Below are 20,918 nucleotides of genomic sequence, written 5' to 3'. Positions count from 1 at the left end.
GGCTAAAACTTTCTGACCTGAATGGATAGAACATCATGAATTTACACGAATATCAGGCAAAACAGCTGTTTGCTCGGTATGGCATGCCAGCACCAACCGGTTACGCCTGTACCACTCCGCGTGAAGCAGAAGAAGCTGCATCTAAAATCGGCTCCGGCCCGTGGGTGGTAAAATGTCAGGTTCATGCTGGCGGCCGTGGTAAAGCTGGTGGCGTTAAAGTCGTTAACAGCAAAGAAGATATCCGTGCTTTTGCCGAAGCCTGGCTGGGTAAACGCCTGGTGACCTACCAGACCGATGCGCTGGGCCAACCGGTTCACCAGATCCTGGTAGAAGCGGCCACCGACATCGATAAAGAGCTGTATCTGGGGGCGGTAGTTGACCGTGCCAGCCGTCGCGTAGTGTTTATGGCTTCCACCGAAGGCGGCGTTGAAATTGAGAAAGTTGCGGAAGAGACCCCGGAGCTGATCCACAAAATGACCATCGATCCACTGGCAGGCCCACAGCCTTACCAGGGGCGTGAGCTGGCGTTCAAACTGGGCCTGACCGGTAAGCAAGTCGGCCAGTTTGCCAAAATCTTTATGGGCCTGGCAACGCTGTTCCTGGAGCGCGATCTGGCGATGGTTGAGATCAACCCGCTGGTAGTGACCAAGCAGGGCGATCTGATCTGCCTGGATGGTAAGCTGGGTGCTGATGGCAACGCCCTGTTCCGTCAGCCTGAACTGCGTGAAATGCGTGACCTTTCTCAGGAAGACGAGCGTGAATCGCGTGCGGCCCAGTGGGAACTGAACTATGTCGCCCTCGACGGTAACATTGGTTGCATGGTGAACGGTGCCGGTCTGGCGATGGGTACCATGGACATCGTGAAACTGCACGGTGGCGAACCAGCCAACTTCCTGGATGTGGGCGGTGGCGCAACCAAAGAGCGCGTGACCGAAGCCTTTAAAATCATTCTGTCTGACGACAAGGTGAAAGCGGTGTTGGTGAACATCTTCGGTGGCATCGTGCGTTGCGATCTGATCGCTGACGGTATCATTGGCGCGGTAGCCGAAGTGGGCGTTAACGTCCCGGTGGTCGTGCGCCTGGAAGGGAACAACGCCGAACTGGGCGCCAAGAAACTGGCGGACAGCGGTTTGAATATCATTGCTGCGACCAGCCTGACTGATGCGGCTCAGCAAGTTGTTGCGGCAGTGGAGGGTAAATAATGTCCATTTTAATCGATAAGAACACCAAAGTAATCTGCCAGGGTTTCACCGGTAGCCAGGGTACCTTCCACTCCGAACAAGCTATCGCTTACGGCACCAAAATGGTGGGTGGCGTGACTCCGGGCAAAGGCGGTACTGAGCACCTGGGTCTGCCAGTGTTCAACACCGTGCGTGAAGCTGTTGAAGCGACCGGTGCGACCGCGTCTGTTATCTACGTGCCAGCGCCATTCTGCAAAGATTCCATTCTGGAAGCCATCGATGCAGGCATCAAACTGATCATCACCATCACCGAAGGCATCCCAACTCTGGATATGCTGACTGTGAAAGTGAAGCTGGATGAAGCCGGCGTGCGCATGATCGGCCCGAACTGCCCAGGTGTGATCACACCGGGTGAATGCAAGATCGGTATCATGCCTGGCCATATTCACCTGCCAGGCAAGGTGGGCATCGTTTCCCGTTCAGGTACTCTGACCTATGAAGCGGTAAAACAAACCACTGATGCCGGTCTGGGGCAGTCTACCTGCGTAGGTATCGGTGGTGACCCGATCCCGGGTTCCAACTTTATCGATATTCTGAAGTTGTTCCAGGAAGATCCGCAGACCGAAGCTATCGTCATGATCGGTGAGATTGGCGGTAGCGCGGAAGAAGAAGCGGCAGCCTATATCAAAGAGCACGTCACCAAGCCGGTGGTGGGTTATATCGCCGGTGTTACTGCACCTAAAGGCAAGCGTATGGGCCATGCTGGTGCCATCATTGCCGGCGGCAAAGGGACTGCGGATGAGAAGTTCGCGGCTCTGGAAGCGGCAGGGGTGAAAACCGTACGCAGCCTGGCTGATATCGGTGATGCAGTGAAGGCGATCCTGAATCGTTAGTACCCTATAGCAAATAATAATATCTCGACATGTTTGGCCGCCCTTTGGGCGGCTTTTTTTTGTACAACCCACTGACAAGGAATTGTTTTTTCAAGCTCTTGGTTCGCTAGTTGCCAACTGTCCCCTCAGTATTTGCAAGTTCTGGGATCAACCTCGCAACATGGTCTATGATTACTTAGCAAAAAGCAGATTTGTGAGTTAACTCACTGCAATTACCATTGAAAATAAAAAGTTAATATCTATCGAATTGCAATGCTGAAGTAATACAATTGGGGGTATTTTAAATTACATTTATTTAACACAAAGATATCAATAAAAAACAATTAAACCATTGCTTAACATGGGCGCTGGGAAATTACAGCAAAATGCGTAATGAGCCTAGCAATAATATGCAGATAGGCTTAAATTGTTTTAGATCAATATTGGCCTGGCTACCTATTTAGGCTGATTTTTGACCTGTAGCCAAAAGTCCAACCTGTGTCACGCAAATACCTATTTATTGTATGGGCTTTGGCGAGTATCATGCCATTGTGTAATTACGGATGGTTGATCTTGTTGCATTTGTTACCCGCTGTCGGTTTTCATTGGTGCGTTTTGCTCCCGTCCCTCGTGGTCTGGCTCTGAACGTGCGGTTGAAAGCGGAGAGGCTGGATCAAATTTTGTTGTGTTTAAGGGCATTCACTGCGGGGCGTTACCGGCTACTCTTTCGGGAGTAATACCGATAACCGCAAGTCGGAGTCTTCCTGCGAGGAGCAAGGAGTCAAGATGTTTGATATTGTCGAACTGTCGCGCTTACAGTTTGCTTTAACGGCGATGTATCACTTCCTATTTGTCCCATTAACGCTGGGTATGGCGTTCTTGCTGGCAATTATGGAAACGGTATATGTGCTGTCCGGCAAACAAATTTATAAAGATATGACCAAATTCTGGGGCAAGTTATTTGCAATCAACTTTGCTCTGGGTGTGGCCACCGGGTTGACCATGGAGTTCCAGTTCGGGACCAACTGGTCGTACTTCTCTCATTACGTCGGTGACATCTTCGGGGCCCCGCTGGCTATCGAAGGTCTGATGGCGTTCTTCCTGGAATCGACGCTGGTCGGTCTGTTCTTCTTCGGCTGGGATCGCCTGAGCAAGATCCAGCACATGACGGTCACCTGGTTTGTTGCCCTCGGCTCAAACCTGTCTGCGTTGTGGATCCTGGTCGCCAACGGCTGGATGCAAAACCCAATCGCCTCCGACTTCAACTTTGAAACCATGCGTATGGAGATGCTCAGCTTCTCCGAGCTGGTTTTGAACCCGGTCGCTCAGGTGAAGTTTGTTCACACCGTAGCCTCGGGCTACACCACCGGTGCGATGTTTGTGCTGGGTATCAGCTCTTACTATTTGCTGAAAGGGCGTGACGTTGCTTTTGCCAAGCGTTCGTTCGCCATTGCTGCCAGCTTCGGTATGGCTGCTATCCTTTCCGTTATCGTGCTGGGTGATGAATCCGGTTACGAAATGGGGGACGTGCAGAAAACCAAACTGGCTGCCATTGAAGCCGAATGGGAAACTCAACCGGCTCCGGCCGCATTTACTCTGTTCGGGATCCCGAACCAGGAGAAAATGGAGAACTCCTTTGCGATTCAAATTCCTTGGGCGCTCGGCCTGATTGCTACCCGTTCTATTGACACCCCGGTTATCGGCCTGCGCGAACTGATGGCACAGCACCAGGTGCGTATCCGTAACGGTATGAAAGCTTACCAGCTGCTGGAAGAGCTGCGTGGCGGTAATACCGATCCGGCAGTGCGTACCGCATTCAACGATACCAAACAGGATCTGGGCTACGGCATGCTGCTCAAGCGCTATACCGAAAACGTCACCGACGCAACGGAAGCGCAGATCCAGCAGGCAACCAAAGATTCTATCCCACGCGTTGCTCCACTGTACTTCGCCTTCCGTATCATGGTGGCCTGTGGTGTGCTGATGCTGTTTATTATCGGCCTGTCATTCTTGAGCGTAGTACGTGGTCGTATCGGTCAGAAGAAATGGCTGCTTCGCGCTGCGTTGTTCGGCCTGCCATTACCTTGGATTGCCGTTGAAGCGGGCTGGTTCGTGGCGGAGTATGGCCGTCAGCCGTGGGCGATAGGTGAGGTGCTGCCAACCGCAGTCGCCACCTCTTCGCTGACCGCAGGCGACATTCTGTTCTCGATGGGGCTGATATGCGGCTTGTACACCCTGTTCCTGGTGGCTGAAATGTACCTGATGTTCAAGTTTGCACGTCTGGGTCCAAGCAGCCTGAAAACTGGCCGCTACCACTTTGAACAACCGACTGCCGCCGTGCAGGAAGCGCGCTAAACAGGAGTCCAAGATATGTTTGATTACGAAGTACTGCGATTTATCTGGTGGCTCCTGGTTGGCATCCTGCTGATCGGTTTCGCCGTCACCGATGGTTTCGATATGGGTGTCGGTATACTGATGCGCATTATCGGTAAAACCGATACCGAGCGCCGGGTCATGATCAACGCCATTGCCCCGCACTGGGACGGTAACCAGGTGTGGCTGATCACCGCCGGTGGCGCATTGTTTGCCGCCTGGCCAATGGTTTATGCTGCCGCGTTCTCGGGTTTCTATGTGGCCATGATCCTGGTGCTGGCTGCCTTGTTCTTCCGCCCGGTCGGTTTTGACTACCGCTCGAAGCTGGAGAACAGCACCTGGCGTAACATGTGGGACTGGGGCATCTTTGTCGGGAGCTTCGTGCCTGCGGTGGTGTTCGGCGTGGCGTTCGGTAACCTGTTACAGGGCGTACCGTTCCATATCGATGAATATCTGCGTCTGTTCTATACCGGCAACTTCTTCCAACTGTTGAACCCGTTTGGTTTGCTGGCCGGTATTGTCAGCCTGACCATGCTGGTGACTCAGGGGGCAACCTACCTGCAGATGCGTACCACTGCCGAGATTCACCTGCGCTCACGCGCTGCGGCGCAGATTTCCGCGTTGGTGATGGGCGTATGCTTCCTGTTGGCGGGTATCTGGCTGGTGAAAGGTATCGACGGTTTCGTGATCACCTCAGCACTGGATACGGCAGCGGAATCCAACCCACTGCGTAAAGAAGTGGCTCATCAGGCGGGTGCCTGGTTGATCAACTTCAACAAGTATCCATCTCTGTGGGCACTGCCGGCGTTGGGCGTGGTTCTGCCACTGTTCACTATCCTGTTTGCCCGTTTGGACAAAGCTGCGATGGCGTTCCTGAGTTCATCACTGACGATTGCCTGTGTGATCCTGACGGCTGGGGTAACCATGTTCCCGTTCGTTATGCCATCAAGCACCGTGCCTAACGTCAGCCTGACCATGTGGGATGCGACTTCCAGCCTGTTCACGCTGCAGGTGATGACCGTTGTTGCCATTATCTTCGTGCCAATCGTTCTGGCGTACACCGCTTGGGCGTACTACAAAATGTTTGGTCGCCTGGATAAGAACTTCATCGAAAAAAATAAGCATTCGCTGTACTAAGCAAAAGGAGCTAAACCATGTGGTATTTTGCCTGGATCCTCGGAACGCTTCTTGCCTGTGCCTTCGGTATCATCACGGCGCTGGCGCTTGAGCACAGTGAAGATTCAAAAGCGCAGCAAGACGGTAAGTGATGAGTTCGTCACTGGTGGATAAGCTGTACGCTATCACCGACAAGGGCCCGGTTCGGGCCCTTTCATTGGTGCTGGCGGTGATTTTGGCGGGATGTATCTTTTGGGATCCTAGCCGTTTTGCCGCACGTACCAGCTCGTTGGAGATCTGGCAGGGCATCTTGCTGATCTGGGCGGTATGTGCAGGCATCGTTCACGGTGTCGGCTTCCGATCACAGAGCACGTTTTGGCGTGCATTTTTCGCGCCATTACCTGCAATTGTGATCCTGGCCGCAGGATTACTTTACGTTTCTTTATAATCTATTACGCATCCCCCATGTTATGGGCCGTTCAGGCCCATAATTATTTTCATTCCCATTCAGTAACCCATTCCCAACCCGATCCGTCTTGCGTATAGTAGCAATCGTTCAATTGCCTTGGTTTGGAAGTCTCGTGAGTAATAAGTTGTTTCGATGGCCGGTTCGTGTTTACTTTGAAGACACCGATGCCGGTGGTGTGGTCTACCATGCCCGTTACGTCGCTTTTTATGAAAGAGCGCGCACCGAGATGCTGCGTCAACATAACTTTCATCAACAGCAGCTGCTCAGTGAAGAACATGTCGCTTTCGCTGTCCGGCGTATGACGGTGGATTACCTGTCACCAGCTCGTCTTGATGACCTGCTGGAAGTGCAGAGCAAAATCACCTCAATACGCGGGGCTTCTCTTACGTTTGCTCAACGCATTGTTAATTCTGACGGTACTCTCTTGAGTCAGGCCGATGTATTGATTGCATGCATTGATCCACACCAAATGAAGCCGATAGCGCTTCCTAAGTCTATTGTCGCGGAGTTTAAGCAGTGACTGACATGAACATCCTAGATCTATTCTTGAAGGCGAGCCTGCTGGTCAAGTTTATCATGCTGATTTTGATATGCTTTTCAGTGGCCTCTTGGGCGATTATCATCCAGCGTACCCGCATCCTCAATGCGGCCACTCGCGACGCCGAAGCTTTCGAAGACAAATTCTGGTCTGGTATCGAGCTTTCCCGTCTGTATCAGGAAAGCCAGGCACGTCGCGATAGCCTGACTGGCTCAGAGCAGATTTTCCATTCCGGTTTCAAAGAGTTTGCCCGTTTACACCGTGCCAACAGCCATGCGCCAGAGTCGGTGATCGAAGGGGCAACGCGTGCGATGCGTATTTCGATGAATCGTGAGCTGGAAACGCTGGAAAACCATATTCCTTTCCTCGGCACCGTGGGTTCCATCAGTCCGTATATCGGCCTGTTTGGTACCGTGTGGGGGATCATGCACGCTTTTATCGCCTTGGGCGCGGTAAAACAAGCCACCTTGCAGATGGTAGCACCGGGTATCGCCGAAGCGTTGATCGCTACGGCCATCGGTCTGTTTGCCGCGATCCCTGCCGTTATGGCCTATAACCGCCTAAACCAGCGCGTTAACAAGCTTGAGCAGAATTACGACAACTTTATGGAAGAGTTCACCGCTATTCTGCATCGCCAGGCCTTCTCCAGCGACAGCAAATAAGAAGTAGGAGGGTAGCATGGCGAGAGTTCGTGGTCGTAACAAGCGTGAGCTGAAGTCGGAAATCAACATTGTTCCGCTGCTGGACGTCTTGTTGGTGCTGTTGCTGATCTTTATGGCAACCGCGCCAATCATCACCCAGAGCGTGGAAGTTGATTTGCCTGATGCCACCGATTCCAAGACGGTGTCCAGCGACGATAATCCACCGGTGATCCTGGAAGTTTCCGGCGTAGGTCAGTACACCCTGGTGGTGGATCACAACCGTATGGAGCTGTTGCCGCCTGAGCAGGTGGCGGCCGAAGCCAAGTCGCGTCTGGCAGCTAATCCGAAGACGGTGTTTTTGATCGGTGGGGCCAAGGAAGTCCCGTACGATGAGATTATCAAGGCATTGAATATTCTGCATCAGGCGGGCGTCGCTTCCGTAGGGTTGATGACCCAGCCAATCTAACCTTAAGGTCAGTGGCAACCCGGTTCCTGCCCTGTGGCGCAGGAACCCCGTTTAAGCAGCAGTTTTTGGGATTCTATTTTGGTAAAGGCAACTGAGCAAAATGATAAGCTGAACCGCTCCGTGATTGTATCGGTGGTTCTGCACATTCTATTGATTGCCCTGTTGATTTGGGGTTCGCTGTACGAAAATACTGAAATGAGTAGTGCAGGCGGCGGCGGTGAGGGTTCCGTGGTCGGGGCCGTGATGGTCGATCCAGGGGCGGTGGTAGAGCAGTACAATCGCCAACAGCAACAGAGCAGCGATGCACAGCGTGCAGAAAAGCAGCGCCAGAAGAAGGCGGAGCAGCAGGCTGAAGAGCTGCAGCAGAAGCAGGCGGCGGAACAGCAGCGCCTGAAAGAACTGGAACAAGAGCGTTTGGCCGCGCAGGAAAAAGCCGCGCAGGACGCCAAGGCACAGGCCGAACAGCAGAAGAAAGCTGCCGAGCAGCAACAGCAGGCCGCTGAGCAGCAGAAAGCAGCAGAAGCCGCTGCGGCGAAGGCCAAAGAACAACAGAAGGCAGCCGAGCAAGCTGCGGCGAAAGCTAAAGCCGAGGCGGATAAAATAGCCAAGGCGCAGGCAGACGCACAGAAGAAAGCCGAAGCGGAAGCCAAGAAAGAAGCTGCCGCTGCCGCCGCTGCTAAGAAGCAGGCGGAAGAGGCGAAGAAAGAAGCCGCAGCTGCCGCAGAACAGAAGGCTGCTGAAGCCGCAGAGAAGAAAGCCGCTGCTGACGCCGAGAAAAAAGCTGCCGCAGAAGAAGCGAAAAAAGCCGCCGCTGCCGAGAAGGCTGCTGCCGCCAAGAAAGCCGCAGACGCCAAGAAGAAGGCCGCTGCTGAAGCCGCTAAACAGTCTGCTGATGTAGATGATTTATTCGGTAGCTTGGCCGATGGCAAAAATGCGCCAAAAGGTGGCGGTGCCAAGGCTAAAGGTGACGGTAAACCTGCAGGGCAGGGTAATGCCAAAACTGCGGGGGCAAGCGGTGCCGAGATTAATGGTTACCTGGGGCAGATTACCGCCGCAATACAGAGCAAGTTTTACGATGCCGACCTTTACAAAGGAAGGACCTGCGATTTACGGATTAAATTGGCACCGGATGGCTTGTTGATTGATGTTAAGGCCGAAGGTGGGGATCCTGCCTTGTGTCAGGCCGCATTGGCGGCAGCTAAGCAGGCTCGTATTCCAAAGCCACCTAGCCAGGCGGTGTATGAGGCGTTTAAGAATGCTCCTCTTACATTTAAGCCTCAATAATGATTGTCTTAAACCGAGTTAAACGCATGGATGTACCAAGGTAACCAACAGGGAATATGTAGTGTTGTTGGCGTTGGTTTGTTAAAATTCTGCTAAATTATCGCAGGCATACCGCCTGGATAAGGGAGATGAGATGAAGCAGGCATTTCGAGTAGCATTAGGTCTTTTAGTTCTGTGGGCATCCGTGCTGCATGCGGAAGTTCGCATTGAAATCACCCAAGGGGTCGACTCCGCTCGCCCGATTGGCGTGGTGCCATTTAAATGGGCGGGTCCAGGCACGCCTCCGGAAGACGTTGGCCAGATCGTTGGTGCAGATCTCCGTAACAGTGGCAAATTCAACCCGATTGATGTGGCACGTATGCCACAGCAGCCAACCACCGCGTCTGAAGTGACGCCGGCGGCCTGGACTGCGCTGGGCATTGACGCCGTAGTGGTTGGCCAGGTTCAGCCTGGTGCCGACGGCAGCTACCTGGTTTCCTACCAACTGGTCGATACTTCAGGTTCGCCTGGCACCGTATTGGCACAAAACCAGTTTAAAGTGACCAAACAGTGGCTGCGTTATGCGGCTCATACCGCCAGCGATGGCGTATTTGAGAAGCTGACCGGTATCAAGGGCGCATTCCGTACCCGTATCGCTTACGTGGTGCAGACCAACGGCGGGAAATTCCCGTACGAGCTGCGCGTATCGGATTACGACGGCTATAACCAGGTTCCAGTGCATCGTTCACCAGAGCCACTGATGTCACCGGCCTGGTCGCCGGACGGCAGCAAACTGGCCTACGTGACCTTTGAGAGCGGCAAATCTGCGCTGGTGATCCAGAACCTGTCTGATGGTGCTATCCGTCAGGTAGCTTCATTCCCACGTCACAACGGTGCACCTTCCTTCTCTCCAGACGGTACTCGTTTGGCTTTCGCCTTGTCTAAAAGCGGTAGCATGAACCTGTATGTGATGAATTTGGCTTCTGGCCAGATCTCTCAGATTACCGATGGTCGCAACAATAATACCGAACCTTCCTGGTTCCCGGACAGCCAGTCTCTAGCCTTTACCTCTGACCAGGGGGGGCGTCCTCAAATTTATAAAATCAGTGCCAATGGTGGTGCATCACAACGTCTGACCTGGGAAGGTGCCCAGAATCAGAACGCCACTGTGAGTTCTGATGGTAAATTCTTGGTGATGGTAAGCTCCAATAATGGGGCTCAGCATATCGCCAAACAAGATCTCGGATCGGGAGCCGTTCAAGTATTAACGGACACGTTCCTGGATGAATCGCCTAGTATCGCACCAAACGGCACCATGGTGATCTATAGCTCCACGCAAGGTATGGGCTCCGTGCTGCAGTTGGTATCGACTGATGGGCGCTTCAAAGCGCGTCTTCCGGCAACTGATGGACAGGTAAAATCCCCTGCCTGGTCGCCGTATCTGTGATGCATGTTTAAAATATGTATGGCAAAAACTATAAAAGGATCAAAGAAATGCAACTGAACAAAGTGCTGAAAGGGCTTCTGCTGGCACTGCCAGTTCTGGCTGTAGCAGCTTGTAGTTCTAACAAAAGCGCTAATAACGACCAATCCGGTATGGGCGCTGGCACTGGTACAGAAAACGGCAGCAGCAACCTGTCTTCTGAAGAACAAGCACGTCTGCAGATGCAAGAACTGCAACGTAACAACATTGTTTACTTCGGCCTGGACAAATATGATGTCAGCTCTGAGTTCGCTCAGATGCTGGATGCGCATGCTGCTTTCCTGCGTAACAACCCATCCTACAAAGTGACTGTTGAAGGTCATACGGATGAGCGTGGCACGCCAGAATACAACATCGCTCTGGGTGAGCGTCGTGCTAACGCAGTTAAAATGTACCTGCAAGGCAAAGGCGTTTCTGCTGACCAAATCTCTATCGTTTCTTACGGTAAAGAAAAACCAGCAGTACTGGGCCACGACGAAGCAGCCTATGCTAAAAACCGTCGTGCCGTTCTGGTTTACTAAGAGAATCGCATGAACAGTAACTTCAGACGTCACCTGTTGAGTCTGGCGTTACTGGTTGGCGTAGCGGTCCCATGGGCCGCTACTGCCCAAGCGCCAATCAGTAATGTCGGGTCCGGCTCGGTCGAAGACCGTGTCACATCACTTGAGCGTATCAGTAATGCTCAGGGCCAGCTTTTGAACCAACTCCAGCAACAACTCTCTGACAACCAACGCGATATCGATACGCTCCGTGGGCAGATCCAGGAAAGTCAGTATCAGTTGAATCAGGTGGTTGAACGCCAGAAACAGATCTATCAACAGATGGATAGCCTTAGCCAGGGTGGCGCACAGAATTCCGCTGGTGCAGCAGCAGGGGCCGCAGGTGGTACAGCCGCCGCGGCGTCCTCTGACGGCGCTGGCAGCGCTCCTGCGGGTGCGACAGCCGCTGCGGCTAGTACGGGCGATGAAAACAGCGACTACAACGCCGCTGTTTCACTGGCGCTGGAAAAAAAGCAGTATGACCAGGCGATCTCCGCTTTTCAGGCTTTCATAAAGCAGTATCCGAAATCCACTTATCAGCCTAATGCCAACTATTGGCTGGGCCAGTTGTACTACAACAAGGGTAAGAAGGAAGACGCGGCATACTATTATGCAGTGGTGGTTAAGAGTTACCCAAAATCACCCAAGGCGCCGGACGCAATGTATAAAGTTGGGGTGATCATGCAGGAAAAAGGGCAGGCTGATAAAGCCAAAGCCGTTTACCAGCAGGTGATCAAATCATACCCGAACAGCGATGCGGCCAAGCAGGCCAAGAAACGCGAAGCGAGTTTGTAAGTAAAAACTGAGCCCGGAAGTTAGTCGATTTGACTGAATTCTGGGCTCATTCGCGTGAAGAACAAGCAGTTGAACCTATTGCGCCAAAATTTAGGTTGCGCTGCTGAGATAAATTAGTAATATATGCCGCCGTTGCCAAGACAACTTGCAAGATGTTAAAGCAGCTAGGAAATTAGTAGTAAACCACATCAGTGGGTCGTTAGCTCAGTTGGTAGAGCAGTTGACTTTTAATCAATTGGTCGCAGGTTCGAATCCTGCACGACCCACCAATTCTTAATGAGTTGGTAAAGCTGGAATCGTGAAGGATGAGAACCGTCAAAGGTTCGAGCCGACCGTAGGGAGACCACGGCATGGCCGCTAATCCTGCACGACCCACCAATTCATAGTGAATTGGTAAAGAGTGGAGTAGTACCACGACAGTGGGTGATTAGCTCAGTTGGTAGAGCATCTCCTTTACACGGAGGGGGTCGGCGGTTCGAGCCCGTCATCACCCACCACTACAGTGGGTCGTTAGCTCAGTTGGTAGAGCAGTTGACTTTTAATCAATTGGTCGCAGGTTCGAATCCTGCACGACCCACCATTTTTAAGATTTAATTGTGAGTCAAATCGTGAGGATGAGAACCGTTAGAGGTTCGAGCCGAGCGAAGCGAGACAACGGCAAAAGCCGATAATCCTGCCAGGCCCACCATTATGTGCAGTCGAGTCCTTCCTCGTTGCTTTTGTATTAAGAAGTAAACCACGTCAGTGGGTCGTTAGCTCAGTTGGTAGAGCAGTTGACTTTTAATCAATTGGTCGCAGGTTCGAATCCTGCACGACCCACCATCTTAAGATTTAGCAGTAAACCACATCAGTGGGTCGTTAGCTCAGTTGGTAGAGCAGTTGACTTTTAATCAATTGGTCGCAGGTTCGAATCCTGCACGACCCACCATCTTAAAAATTCCAAAGCACTAAACTCCAAACTCCAGCACGTCATATCGCACCAGTCGTGCGGGTGAGATCCTGCGCTCAGGTTCGAGTCTCGCTTGCGAGACAACGGCGGCAGCCGGTCATCCTGCTAGACCCACCATCTTAAAAATTCCAAAGCACTAAACTCCAAACTCCAGCACGTCATATCGCACCAGTCGTGCGGGTGAGATCCTGCGCTCAGGTTCGAGTCTCGCTTGCGAGACAACGGCGGCAGCCGGTCATCCTGCCAGACCCACCATCTTAAAAATTCCAAAGCACTAAACTCCAAACTCCAGCGCACCATATCGCACCAATCGTGCGGGTGAGAGCCTGCGTTCAGGTTCGAGTCTCGCTTGCGAGGCAACGGCGGCAGCCGGTCATCCTGCCAGATCTACTCTCCCACAAATCACTGCTCCTAGCCGTTATTTTTTGAACTCAAAGCTTCTCATTTCAACCAAAATTTCAGCCCATTAAACAAATCTGCCCATGACAAGAAATGTTCAGCGACTTTTAGTCAAAAATTAGGTATTTTGTTTAGTATATAAAACGAGGTGGTTGAGCAAGCGGCAAGATATAGCCTAAAAAGCAGACCCACAGCCTAGCATAGAGATAACAGCGATGAGTGAAATGTTTGATGTCAATGCGGCGATATATCCATTCCCGCCGAAACCGGTGCCGTTAGACGTCGCAGAGAAGGCTTTTTATCGGCAGAAGATCAAAACCTTGCTCAAGCAGCGTGATGCGGTCTTGGTGGCTCATTACTACACCGATCCGGAGATCCAGGCGCTGGCCGAAGAGACCGGCGGTTGCGTAGCCGATTCACTGGAGATGGCACGTTTCGGCAGCCAACATCCCGCGTCTACTTTGCTGGTTGCTGGCGTGCGTTTTATGGGGGAGACGGCCAAAATCCTCAGCCCGGAAAAACAGGTGCTGATGCCAACGCTGCATGCCGAGTGCTCGCTGGACCTCGGTTGTCCCGAGGCGGAGTTCGCCGCGTTCTGCGATAGCCATCCAGATCGGACCGTGGTGGTTTACGCCAATACCTCAGCAGCCGTCAAAGCGCGTGCCGATTGGGTGGTCACTTCCAGCATTGCCGTTGAGCTGATTGAACATCTCGATAGCCTGGGGGAGAAAATCATCTGGGCGCCGGATCGCCATCTGGGCAACTATGTGCAGAAGCAGACCGGGGCGGACGTGCTGTGCTGGCAGGGGGCCTGTATCGTCCATGACGAGTTTAAAACCCAGGCGCTGATACGTATGAAAGCCTTATACCCGGAGGCTGCGATACTGGTGCATCCAGAGTCACCGCAGGCGATCGTCGATCTGGCTGATGCCGTCGGTTCGACCAGCCAACTGATCCAGGCGGCGGTAACCTTGCCCAACCGGCAACTGATCGTGGCCACCGATCGCGGTATCTTCTACAAGATGCAGCAAGCTTGTCCGGATAAAGAATTGTTTGAAGCTCCTACTGCCGGTGAGGGGGCAACCTGTCGCAGCTGTGCCCACTGCCCGTGGATGGCGATGAACGGCCTGAAGGCTATTGCCGAAGGGCTGGAACAAGGGGGCTCACAGCATGAGATTTTTGTTGATGGCGCACTGCGTGATCAGGCGCTGATCCCGCTCAACCGCATGCTGGACTTTGCAGCGCAGTTGAAAATGCAGGTTAAAGGCAACGCCTGAATCCAGGCTTACGTTTTTTAAGGAATAGACATGAGCTTTTTCAGCACCGGCAACATTCTGGTCCACATTCCGATTGGTGCAGGGGGTTATGACCTGTCGTGGATTGAGGCCATCGGCACGCTGTTTGGTTTACTCTGTATCTGGTATGCCAGCAAAGAGAAAATCATCAACTATCTGTTTGGCCTGATCAACGTCACGCTGTTTGCGGTGATCTTCTTTCAGATCCAACTGTACGCCAGCCTGTTGCTGCAACTGTTTTTCTTCGTGGCCAATATTTACGGCTGGTACGCCTGGAGCCGTCAGACGCAGGATAATCAGGCCGAATTGCAGATCCGTTGGTTGCCGCTGCCTAAAGCATTGGCATGGGGGGCGGTGTGCGTGGTTGGTATTGCGTTGATGACGTTTAATATCGACCGGGTATTTGCCTATCTGACGCAAATTGCGGTGGCGGTGATGCAGGGGCTGGGTCTTTACGTACAGATGCCAGAACTGCAACCGGACGCTTTCCCGTTCTGGGATTCGGCCATGATGGTGTTGTCCATCGTCGCCATGATCCTGATGACGCGCAAGTACGTCGAAAACTGGCTGCTGTGGGTAGTGATTGATGTGATCAGCGTGGCGATCTTTGCTTACCAGGGCGTATACGCCATGGCGCTGGAATACGTCATTTTGACGCTGATTGCTCTCAATGGCTCCTGGCTATGGATACGCAGCGCCGCGAAGAATCACTCCCAGCCGTTTTCTTCAGCACCTTAATACGTCAGGGGCGTAACCAGCGCCCCTGGATGTTAATGATGATGCCCCAGATGACTGGAGTGTGAGTGGTCACTCGCAATGCCGCAGTCAGGGGTATCACAATGCTGGTACTCCATCTGGATCGTCGCATGGCCAATCTGGTAATGCTCCAGCAAATAGGCCTGGATGCGGCGTAACAGCCCGTCATGATCGTGTGGTGGGATCACTTGGGCGTGGAGCGTCATCAGCTTTTGCTCACCAATCTGCCAGACATGCACGTGATGGATGTTACGGACTTCCGGAATATTCAGGCACAGATCCTTTTGCAGCTTATTGATATCTACCTCCTGCGGTGTTCCCTCCAGCAGTTCATGGAAACTCTCCTTCAGCAGGCGCCAGGCGCTGCGCAATACCAGGCAGGAAACCAGGACCGAGAGTATCGGATCGATGGGGGTCCAACCGGTTGTCAGAATGATGATGGCTGCTGCGATCGCCCCGACTGAGCCGAGCAGGTCACCAAGAACATGTAGGGCAGCGGCACGCACGTTGATATTTTTCTCTTCATTGCCGCGGTGAAGCAGCCAGAAGGCGAACAGGTTAGCCAGCAGACCTGCTACGGCGATCACCAGCATTGGGGTACCCATTACTGGCTGTGGTTCGAAGAAACGCCGTATGGCCTCCCACAGGATGAATACGACGATCAGCAGTAATGCGGCAGCATTGATAAACGCGGCCAACGTGGTCAGGCGCAGATAGCCAAAAGTATGGCGGGCGTTGGGTTTTCGCTGTGAGAAGTGCACCGCCATCAGCGCGACGAGCAGGGCTGCGGAATCCGTCAGCATATGCCCGGCGTCTGCCAGCAGCGCCAGTGAACCAGAAAGCAATCCGCCCACGGCCTCGACAACCATGAAGAGGGTGGTGACTAAAAATGCGGCTAGTAGGCGCTTACTGTTGCCGTCTTTAGGCTGATGGACATGGGAAGCTCCGGTCATTACTTATCCTTATTGCAAAGTTTGTCGGGTGCCAAAGTCCAATCTTGGCCGTTACTTAGCTCATTATAGGCTGCCCTGATTGAGAGCTGAATATTTGCCGATGGTGATTATGGGATCTAAAGGTGATTTACAGCGCCAGCCTCACAAGCTAGATTGGTGAAATCTACTCTACGCGCTGTGCGATACACCCGATACCGAATGGAAAAGTGATGAATTACCAAAACGACGACTTACGCATTAAAGAAATCAAGGAACTCCTGCCGCCGGTGGCCCTGTTGGAAAAGTTTCCGGCTTCGGCTCAGGCAGCAGAGACGGTGTCACTGGCTCGCCAATCGATCCACAACATCCTGCGTGGCAATGACGATCGCCTGTTGGTGGTGATTGGGCCTTGTTCCATTCACGATACCAAAGCGGCTAAAGAGTATGCCGCGCGCCTGATGACACTGCGCCAGGAGCTCAGTGGTGAGCTGGAAGTAGTGATGCGCGTCTATTTCGAAAAGCCACGTACCACCGTTGGCTGGAAAGGGCTGATCAACGATCCGCAAATGGATAACAGCTTCCAGATTAACGAAGGCCTGCGCCTGGCGCGTAAGCTGCTGTTGGATATCAATGACGGCGGTTTGCCTGCTGCGGGCGAGTTCCTGGATATGATCACTCCGCAATACCTGGCAGATTTGATGAGCTGGGGAGCGATCGGCGCACGCACCACGGAATCCCAGGTGCATCGTGAACTGGCCTCTGGCCTGTCTTGCCCGGTGGGCTTCAAAAACGGCACCGACGGCACCATCAAGGTGGCGATCGATGCTATCAATGCCGCTGGCGCACCGCACTGTTTCCTGTCCGTCACCAAATGGGGTCATTCCGCGATTGTTAACACTAGCGGCAATGGCGACTGCCACATTATTCTGCGTGGCGGCAAAGAGCCAAACTACAGTGCTGCCCATGTGAAAGAAGTGAAAGAGGGGCTGGCCAAAGCGGGCTTACCTGCACAGGTGATGATCGACTTCAGCCACGCCAACAGCAGCAAGCAGTTTAAAAAACAGCTGGAGGTGAACGCGGACGTTTGCCAGCAGCTGCGTGGTGGTGAAAAAGCCATTATCGGGGTGATGATCGAAAGCCACCTGGTGGAAGGAAATCAAAACCTGGAAAGCGGCGAACCGCTGGTTTACGGCAAAAGCGTGACCGATGCCTGTATTGGCTGGGAAGATACCGAAACCGTACTGCGCGATCTGGCCGCAGCGGTGAAGGCGCGCCGTAGCCGATAAGCTACCCGTGTTTGTGGCCCTGCAGCATTGCTGCGGGGCCCAACCTTTAGGGTGATTTTAAGAATTGACTCCTGCAACAATAACACCAGAACAAAATCTGACATTATACTAATTTCGTAGAGCTTTCTTCGTTCTGTTGGGCCTTTTCTAATGATAATAAGTTGGTGTTACCGGCCATTATTTTTATTTCCAGGAAAGCTCTTATTTAGCCCCAGCAGTTTCCATCTCGTGTAACTGTTACTAGTTAAACACAATTTGCTCTTGCTGCGCGGTATGATTATGATGACGTGCTTTTTACAACCAAAATACCCAATCTAAAAATAAGGGCATGATGGTGAATGACTTTAATTTCAGGATGAATAGCGGATGGAAAACAATAGTTCTCGGCATCAAATTTATTTTCGTGGTACGGGTGGGGAGTATTTCGCAATCTGGTTGGTTAACATATTACTGACGGCTATTACGTTGGGAATATACTCAGCCTGGGCAACGGTGCGTCGTCGCCGTTATTTTTATGGCAATACCGAATTGAATGGCGATCGCTTTGATTACCATGCGCAGCCAATGCAAATTCTCAAGGGCCGCCTGCTGGTGATTGGCGCCGTGATCCTGTTCTATATTCTTTTATTTATCAACCCATTGCTTGGCATGATTGCCATGCTGGCACTCCTTGCGTTGATCCCTTGGATTATTATCCGTAGCTGGCGTTATAACGCTATTATGTCTAGCTATCGTGGTGTTCGCTTCAATTACTTATGCCAGACCGGGCGCGCCTACTGGGTATTGCTGTTCTGCCCGATACTGCTAGTGATTGGTCTGTATGCGGTTATGATCGTATTAGGTTTGATTGGCAGCAGTCTGGGCAGCCCGACTGCGATCCTTGTGCTGGCCGCTATTACGGTCATCCTGTTTGTACCGATGCTGGCCGCTATCAATGGTATCCTGGCTACCCTGCAACACGATCTGTATGTGAACAACCTGCGTTTTGGCACTTCACCCTTTGTGGCCGAATTCAAGAAAGCAGAGTTCATTAAGATTGCATTGTTCAGCCTGCTGATCTTCTTGCCATTCCTGGTCATCGCCTTGGTCTTGGTTGGTTCGTTCTTTGTCAGCTTATTCCAAATGGCGCTGTTTGGCGGTATGTCCGATGCAATGCTGCAAGCCCAGATGGCAAATAATATTGGTAGCCTGTTCATGATGATGTTGGTGCTGCTGCTAGGTGTGATGGTTTCCAGCAGTTATATGGTTGTCGCTCAGCGTAACTACGTGTTTAACCAAACCACCTTGCAAGGTGAGGTTAAACTGCGTTCTTCCATGCAGACTCTGCCGTATATGGGACTGTTGATCACCAACAGCCTGATCACCGTGTTCTCATTGGGCCTTGCAGCTCCGGTGGCACACGTACGCCATGCTCGCTATATTGCTGAGTCCACTCAGGTTGAAGGCGATCTGTCGCTGTTGTCGGTACAGGCTCATCACGATACGGCCAATACCGCTATCGCTGAAGAAGCCGTACAGGCGCTCGATCTGGGCACCAGTTTTTGAGTAAAGACTGATGATCCTTGAAGGACACTATCAGTGCCCTGGCCGGGCCGCCCAACAGGCGGCCCGGCTGCTGTTAAACGATATGGGCGATGGGGTAACGCTGCAATATGATGGCGAGCATCGCTATTTTTCGTTAGCGCAAATTACCGTTTCCGAGTCATTAGGACGCATTCCTCTAACGCTGACTTTCCCAGACGGTGGCCGGTTCGTACCCTCCGATGATGCGTCATTCCGCCAGTGGTTTTATCAACGCCGTTCACCGGGGTTGGTGCACCGCTTAGAGCGTTATAAGCGTGGCGTGTTGCTGACGTTGTTGCTAACCGTTCTGTTGACCCTGGCCTATGTTTTCCTGGTTCTCCCTTGGGCGAGCAGTGAAATCGCCATGCGCATTCCTACCGCGGCCGAACAGAAGCTGGGTAAACATACGCTCGATTTCCTGCAAACCAGTGGCTTCAAGCAGTCGCAATTGCCCGCCGAGAAACAGCAGGCGATACAGAAGCTATTCTTGCAGGTGATGCCGGAGCAGATGCGGCACGAGCGCACTCCGCTCAAGTTGAAATTGCTGGCGGTGCCAGAGGTTGCCAATGCGTTCATGTTACCTGACGGGACATTGGTGATCACCGACGATTTGGCCAAGTTGGCGACCAATGACGACGGCCTGGCTGCGGTGATGCTCCATGAAATGGGACATCATGCGTATCGTCATCTCATGCGCATGGTGGTGCGTTCATCCCTGGTGGCACTGACGTTTATGTGGATGACCGGCGATGTCAGCGGCATCGGCGATACCTTGCTGCAATCGGCCTCATTTATGCATGAAATGCAGTTCTCCCGCAGCGTGGAGCGTGAGGCAGACGACTGGGCAATCGCGGAAATGCAGCGCCAGGGGCGTTCGTTATTGGCGATGGAAGATCTTTACCGCGCATTGCAACAGGCGGCAAGCACGTCAACCGTGGCACTAGAGGTGCCGGAGTGGTTAAGCACCCATCCAGAGATGCAGGCGCGTTTGCAGGCTATCGAAGCAGCCAGGATCAAAGAGCAGCAATAAAAAAAGCCCCCGGCTCAACACCGGGGGCTTGTTGTTTTTCAGAGGCGAAAACTTACTTCGCTTTACCCTGGTTGGCGACGGCTGCAGCTTTGGCTGCGATCTCATCGGCATTACCCAGGTAGTAACGCTTGATTGGCTTGAAGTTCTCATCGAACTCATACACCAACGGCACGCCGGTTGGGATATTCAGCTCGAGGATCTCGTCTTCGCTCAGGTTATCCAGATATTTCACCAACGCACGCAGGGAGTTACCGTGAGCCGCGACGATCACGCGCTCACCACTCTTGATACGTGGCAGGATCTCTTCGTCCCAGTAAGGGATAACGCGATCGATGGTCAACGCCAGGCTTTCGGTCAGCGGCAACTCTTTTTCGCTCAGCGCTGAGTAACGCGGATCGTGGCCCGGGTAGCGCTCATCTTCTTTGGTCAGCTCTGGTGGTGTGACCGCGAAGCCGCGGCGCCATTGTTTGACCTGCTCGTCACCGTATTTTTCTGCGGTTTCAGCCTTGTTCAGACCCTGCAGCGCGCCGTAATGGCGTTCGTTCAGCTTCCAGGACTTTTCGGTAGGCAACCAGGCCTGGTCCAACTCATCCAGAATGTTCCACAGAGTGTGGATAGCACGCTTCAGTACGGAGGTGTAAGCGAAATCGAAAGAGAAACCTTCGTCTTTCAACAGCTTGCCCGCTGCTTTTGCTTCGGTACGGCCTTTGTCGGACAGATCGACATCATACCAACCGGTGAAGCGGTTTTCGTTGTTCCACTGGCTTTCGCCGTGGCGCACCAGAACCAGCTTAGTTACAGCCATAGCTTAACTCCTTAATAATCTGAAGGTTTAATGATAACGAATATCATTATATTCTGCTGCTACTGACTCGGCAATCGATATACCCGTGAATATATCCACTAAAAGTCGAGGGTTTCGTACGACGTGCGACATTGTCTAACCCTTACTGCCACTGGGCATAGTGTTAA

At 52.6% G+C, this 20,918-nt stretch carries 20 protein-coding genes and 5 tRNA genes; 23 read left to right on the top strand and 2 right to left on the bottom strand.

Annotated elements, in window-relative coordinates; genetic code table 11:
• The first annotated feature begins 35 nt into the window (after positions 1-35).
• The 20 genes from sucC to pnuC all read left to right on the top strand — a co-directional run bounded on the left by sucC (position 36) and on the right by pnuC (position 15,117).
• Positions 36-1,202: an ADP-forming succinate--CoA ligase subunit beta gene (gene sucC / locus ACX9GU_RS19250; protein ID WP_020825677.1), complete on the top strand. Its 1,167-nt coding sequence runs from the start codon at positions 36-38 to the stop codon at positions 1,200-1,202.
• Positions 1,202-2,074, top strand: a complete 873-nt coding sequence (sucD, locus tag ACX9GU_RS19245) for a succinate--CoA ligase subunit alpha (protein ID WP_021805268.1) — start codon at positions 1,202-1,204, stop codon at positions 2,072-2,074. The genes sucC and sucD overlap by 1 nt, the downstream gene beginning before the upstream one ends.
• A gap of 765 nt (positions 2,075-2,839) precedes the next feature.
• Positions 2,840-4,408, top strand: coding sequence for a cytochrome ubiquinol oxidase subunit I (gene cydA, locus ACX9GU_RS19240; protein WP_021805267.1), 1,569 nt, complete (start codon positions 2,840-2,842; stop codon positions 4,406-4,408).
• A 15-nt stretch (positions 4,409-4,423) separates the two neighbouring features.
• Positions 4,424-5,563, top strand: a complete 1,140-nt coding sequence (gene cydB, locus ACX9GU_RS19235) for a cytochrome d ubiquinol oxidase subunit II (protein ID WP_021805266.1) — start codon at positions 4,424-4,426, stop codon at positions 5,561-5,563.
• Between the two features lie 17 nt (positions 5,564-5,580).
• Entirely contained in the window at positions 5,581-5,694 is a 114-nt protein-coding gene (cydX, locus tag ACX9GU_RS19230) for a cytochrome bd-I oxidase subunit CydX (RefSeq protein ID WP_021805265.1), read from the top strand.
• Positions 5,694-5,990 carry a cyd operon protein YbgE gene (gene ybgE, locus ACX9GU_RS19225; RefSeq protein ID WP_021805264.1) on the top strand — a complete coding sequence of 99 codons (297 nt, stop codon included), beginning with the start codon at positions 5,694-5,696 and terminating at the stop codon, positions 5,988-5,990. Before cydX ends, ybgE begins: the two co-directional genes overlap by 1 nt.
• Positions 5,991-6,123: 133 nt before the next feature.
• The gene (ybgC, locus tag ACX9GU_RS19220; RefSeq protein ID WP_021805263.1) at positions 6,124-6,531 is read left to right on the top strand and encodes a tol-pal system-associated acyl-CoA thioesterase; all 408 of its coding nucleotides are present in this window, start codon (positions 6,124-6,126) and stop codon (positions 6,529-6,531) included.
• Entirely contained in the window at positions 6,528-7,211 is a 684-nt protein-coding gene (tolQ, locus tag ACX9GU_RS19215) for a Tol-Pal system protein TolQ (protein WP_024483139.1), read from the top strand. The genes ybgC and tolQ overlap by 4 nt, the downstream gene beginning before the upstream one ends.
• Positions 7,212-7,227: 16 nt before the next feature.
• The gene (gene tolR, locus ACX9GU_RS19210) at positions 7,228-7,656 is read left to right on the top strand and encodes a colicin uptake protein TolR (protein WP_021805261.1); all 429 of its coding nucleotides are present in this window, start codon (positions 7,228-7,230) and stop codon (positions 7,654-7,656) included.
• Positions 7,657-7,734: 78 nt separating this feature from the next.
• On the top strand, positions 7,735-8,940 hold the full coding sequence (gene tolA / locus ACX9GU_RS19205; RefSeq protein ID WP_473192586.1) for a cell envelope integrity protein TolA: 1,206 nt from the start codon (positions 7,735-7,737) through the stop codon (positions 8,938-8,940).
• A gap of 133 nt (positions 8,941-9,073) precedes the next feature.
• The gene (gene tolB / locus ACX9GU_RS19200; protein ID WP_422527279.1) at positions 9,074-10,366 is read left to right on the top strand and encodes a Tol-Pal system beta propeller repeat protein TolB; all 1,293 of its coding nucleotides are present in this window, start codon (positions 9,074-9,076) and stop codon (positions 10,364-10,366) included.
• A 47-nt stretch (positions 10,367-10,413) separates the two neighbouring features.
• Entirely contained in the window at positions 10,414-10,923 is a 510-nt protein-coding gene (gene pal, locus ACX9GU_RS19195) for a peptidoglycan-associated lipoprotein Pal (protein ID WP_065686444.1), read from the top strand.
• Between the two features lie 9 nt (positions 10,924-10,932).
• The gene (cpoB, locus tag ACX9GU_RS19190) at positions 10,933-11,736 is read left to right on the top strand and encodes a cell division protein CpoB (protein WP_473192585.1); all 804 of its coding nucleotides are present in this window, start codon (positions 10,933-10,935) and stop codon (positions 11,734-11,736) included.
• A 193-nt stretch (positions 11,737-11,929) separates the two neighbouring features.
• Positions 11,930-12,005 (top strand) — tRNA-Lys (locus ACX9GU_RS19185).
• Positions 12,006-12,157: 152 nt separating this feature from the next.
• Positions 12,158-12,233, top strand: a tRNA-Val gene (locus tag ACX9GU_RS19180).
• Positions 12,234-12,240: 7 nt separating this feature from the next.
• A tRNA-Lys gene (locus ACX9GU_RS19175) sits at positions 12,241-12,316 on the top strand.
• A gap of 166 nt (positions 12,317-12,482) precedes the next feature.
• Positions 12,483-12,558: transfer RNA gene (locus tag ACX9GU_RS19170), tRNA-Lys, on the top strand.
• 30 nt (positions 12,559-12,588) lie between these two features.
• A tRNA-Lys gene (locus tag ACX9GU_RS19165) sits at positions 12,589-12,664 on the top strand.
• A 635-nt stretch (positions 12,665-13,299) separates the two neighbouring features.
• Positions 13,300-14,361: a quinolinate synthase NadA gene (gene nadA / locus ACX9GU_RS19160; protein WP_037375120.1), complete on the top strand. Its 1,062-nt coding sequence runs from the start codon at positions 13,300-13,302 to the stop codon at positions 14,359-14,361.
• 30 nt (positions 14,362-14,391) lie between these two features.
• Complete coding sequence (gene pnuC / locus ACX9GU_RS19155; protein ID WP_473192584.1) at positions 14,392-15,117, top strand: nicotinamide riboside transporter PnuC; 726 nt, start codon at positions 14,392-14,394, stop codon at positions 15,115-15,117.
• A gap of 32 nt (positions 15,118-15,149) precedes the next feature.
• On the opposite strand, the gene zitB is transcribed toward pnuC, so the two are convergent.
• Positions 15,150-16,088: a CDF family zinc transporter ZitB gene (gene zitB, locus ACX9GU_RS19150; RefSeq protein ID WP_473192583.1), complete on the bottom strand. Its 939-nt coding sequence runs from the start codon at positions 16,086-16,088 to the stop codon at positions 15,150-15,152.
• 209 nt (positions 16,089-16,297) lie between these two features.
• Here zitB and aroG point away from each other — a divergent pair, with 209 nt between their 5' ends.
• From aroG to ACX9GU_RS19135, 3 genes are all read left to right on the top strand, one after another.
• Positions 16,298-17,353, top strand: a complete 1,056-nt coding sequence (aroG, locus tag ACX9GU_RS19145; protein ID WP_218519681.1) for a 3-deoxy-7-phosphoheptulonate synthase AroG — start codon at positions 16,298-16,300, stop codon at positions 17,351-17,353.
• 366 nt (positions 17,354-17,719) lie between these two features.
• Positions 17,720-18,898: a YjgN family protein gene (locus ACX9GU_RS19140; RefSeq protein WP_473192582.1), complete on the top strand. Its 1,179-nt coding sequence runs from the start codon at positions 17,720-17,722 to the stop codon at positions 18,896-18,898.
• A gap of 10 nt (positions 18,899-18,908) precedes the next feature.
• A complete protein-coding gene (locus tag ACX9GU_RS19135) occupies positions 18,909-19,946 on the top strand; it encodes a M48 family metallopeptidase (RefSeq protein ID WP_473192581.1) in 1,038 nt (345 codons plus the stop codon).
• Positions 19,947-19,998: 52 nt separating this feature from the next.
• Here ACX9GU_RS19135 and gpmA read toward each other — a convergent pair whose 3' ends face one another.
• The gene (gpmA, locus tag ACX9GU_RS19130; RefSeq protein ID WP_021180326.1) at positions 19,999-20,751 is read right to left on the bottom strand and encodes a 2,3-diphosphoglycerate-dependent phosphoglycerate mutase; all 753 of its coding nucleotides are present in this window, start codon (positions 20,749-20,751) and stop codon (positions 19,999-20,001) included.
• Between the last annotated feature and the right edge of the window lie 167 nt (positions 20,752-20,918).

Source organism: Serratia sp. K1WW1 (assembly GCF_055790865.1).
The sequence above is the reverse complement of the archived record's forward strand: the minus strand, read 5'-3'. Positions and strand labels throughout refer to the sequence as shown.

Excerpts from the sequence above, each read along its gene's own strand:
- sucC (WP_020825677.1), top strand. The coding sequence starts at position 36 with ATGAATTTACACGAATATCAGGCAAAACAGCTGTTTGCTCGGTATGGC.
- sucD (WP_021805268.1), top strand. The coding sequence starts at position 1,202 with ATGTCCATTTTAATCGATAAGAACACCAAAGTAATCTGCCAGGGTTTC.
- cydA (WP_021805267.1), top strand. The coding sequence starts at position 2,840 with ATGTTTGATATTGTCGAACTGTCGCGCTTACAGTTTGCTTTAACGGCG.
- cydB (WP_021805266.1), top strand. The coding sequence starts at position 4,424 with ATGTTTGATTACGAAGTACTGCGATTTATCTGGTGGCTCCTGGTTGGC.
- cydX (WP_021805265.1), top strand. The coding sequence starts at position 5,581 with ATGTGGTATTTTGCCTGGATCCTCGGAACGCTTCTTGCCTGTGCCTTC.
- ybgE (WP_021805264.1), top strand. The coding sequence starts at position 5,694 with ATGAGTTCGTCACTGGTGGATAAGCTGTACGCTATCACCGACAAGGGC.
- tolR (WP_021805261.1), top strand. The coding sequence starts at position 7,228 with ATGGCGAGAGTTCGTGGTCGTAACAAGCGTGAGCTGAAGTCGGAAATC.
- tolB (WP_422527279.1), top strand. The coding sequence starts at position 9,074 with ATGAAGCAGGCATTTCGAGTAGCATTAGGTCTTTTAGTTCTGTGGGCA.
- pal (WP_065686444.1), top strand. The coding sequence starts at position 10,414 with ATGCAACTGAACAAAGTGCTGAAAGGGCTTCTGCTGGCACTGCCAGTT.
- cpoB (WP_473192585.1), top strand. The coding sequence starts at position 10,933 with ATGAACAGTAACTTCAGACGTCACCTGTTGAGTCTGGCGTTACTGGTT.
- nadA (WP_037375120.1), top strand. The coding sequence starts at position 13,300 with ATGAGTGAAATGTTTGATGTCAATGCGGCGATATATCCATTCCCGCCG.
- pnuC (WP_473192584.1), top strand. The coding sequence starts at position 14,392 with ATGAGCTTTTTCAGCACCGGCAACATTCTGGTCCACATTCCGATTGGT.
- zitB (WP_473192583.1), bottom strand. The coding sequence starts at position 16,088 with ATGACCGGAGCTTCCCATGTCCATCAGCCTAAAGACGGCAACAGTAAG.
- aroG (WP_218519681.1), top strand. The coding sequence starts at position 16,298 with ATGAATTACCAAAACGACGACTTACGCATTAAAGAAATCAAGGAACTC.
- ACX9GU_RS19140 (WP_473192582.1), top strand. The coding sequence starts at position 17,720 with ATGGAAAACAATAGTTCTCGGCATCAAATTTATTTTCGTGGTACGGGT.
- ACX9GU_RS19135 (WP_473192581.1), top strand. The coding sequence starts at position 18,909 with ATGATCCTTGAAGGACACTATCAGTGCCCTGGCCGGGCCGCCCAACAG.
- gpmA (WP_021180326.1), bottom strand. The coding sequence starts at position 20,751 with ATGGCTGTAACTAAGCTGGTTCTGGTGCGCCACGGCGAAAGCCAGTGG.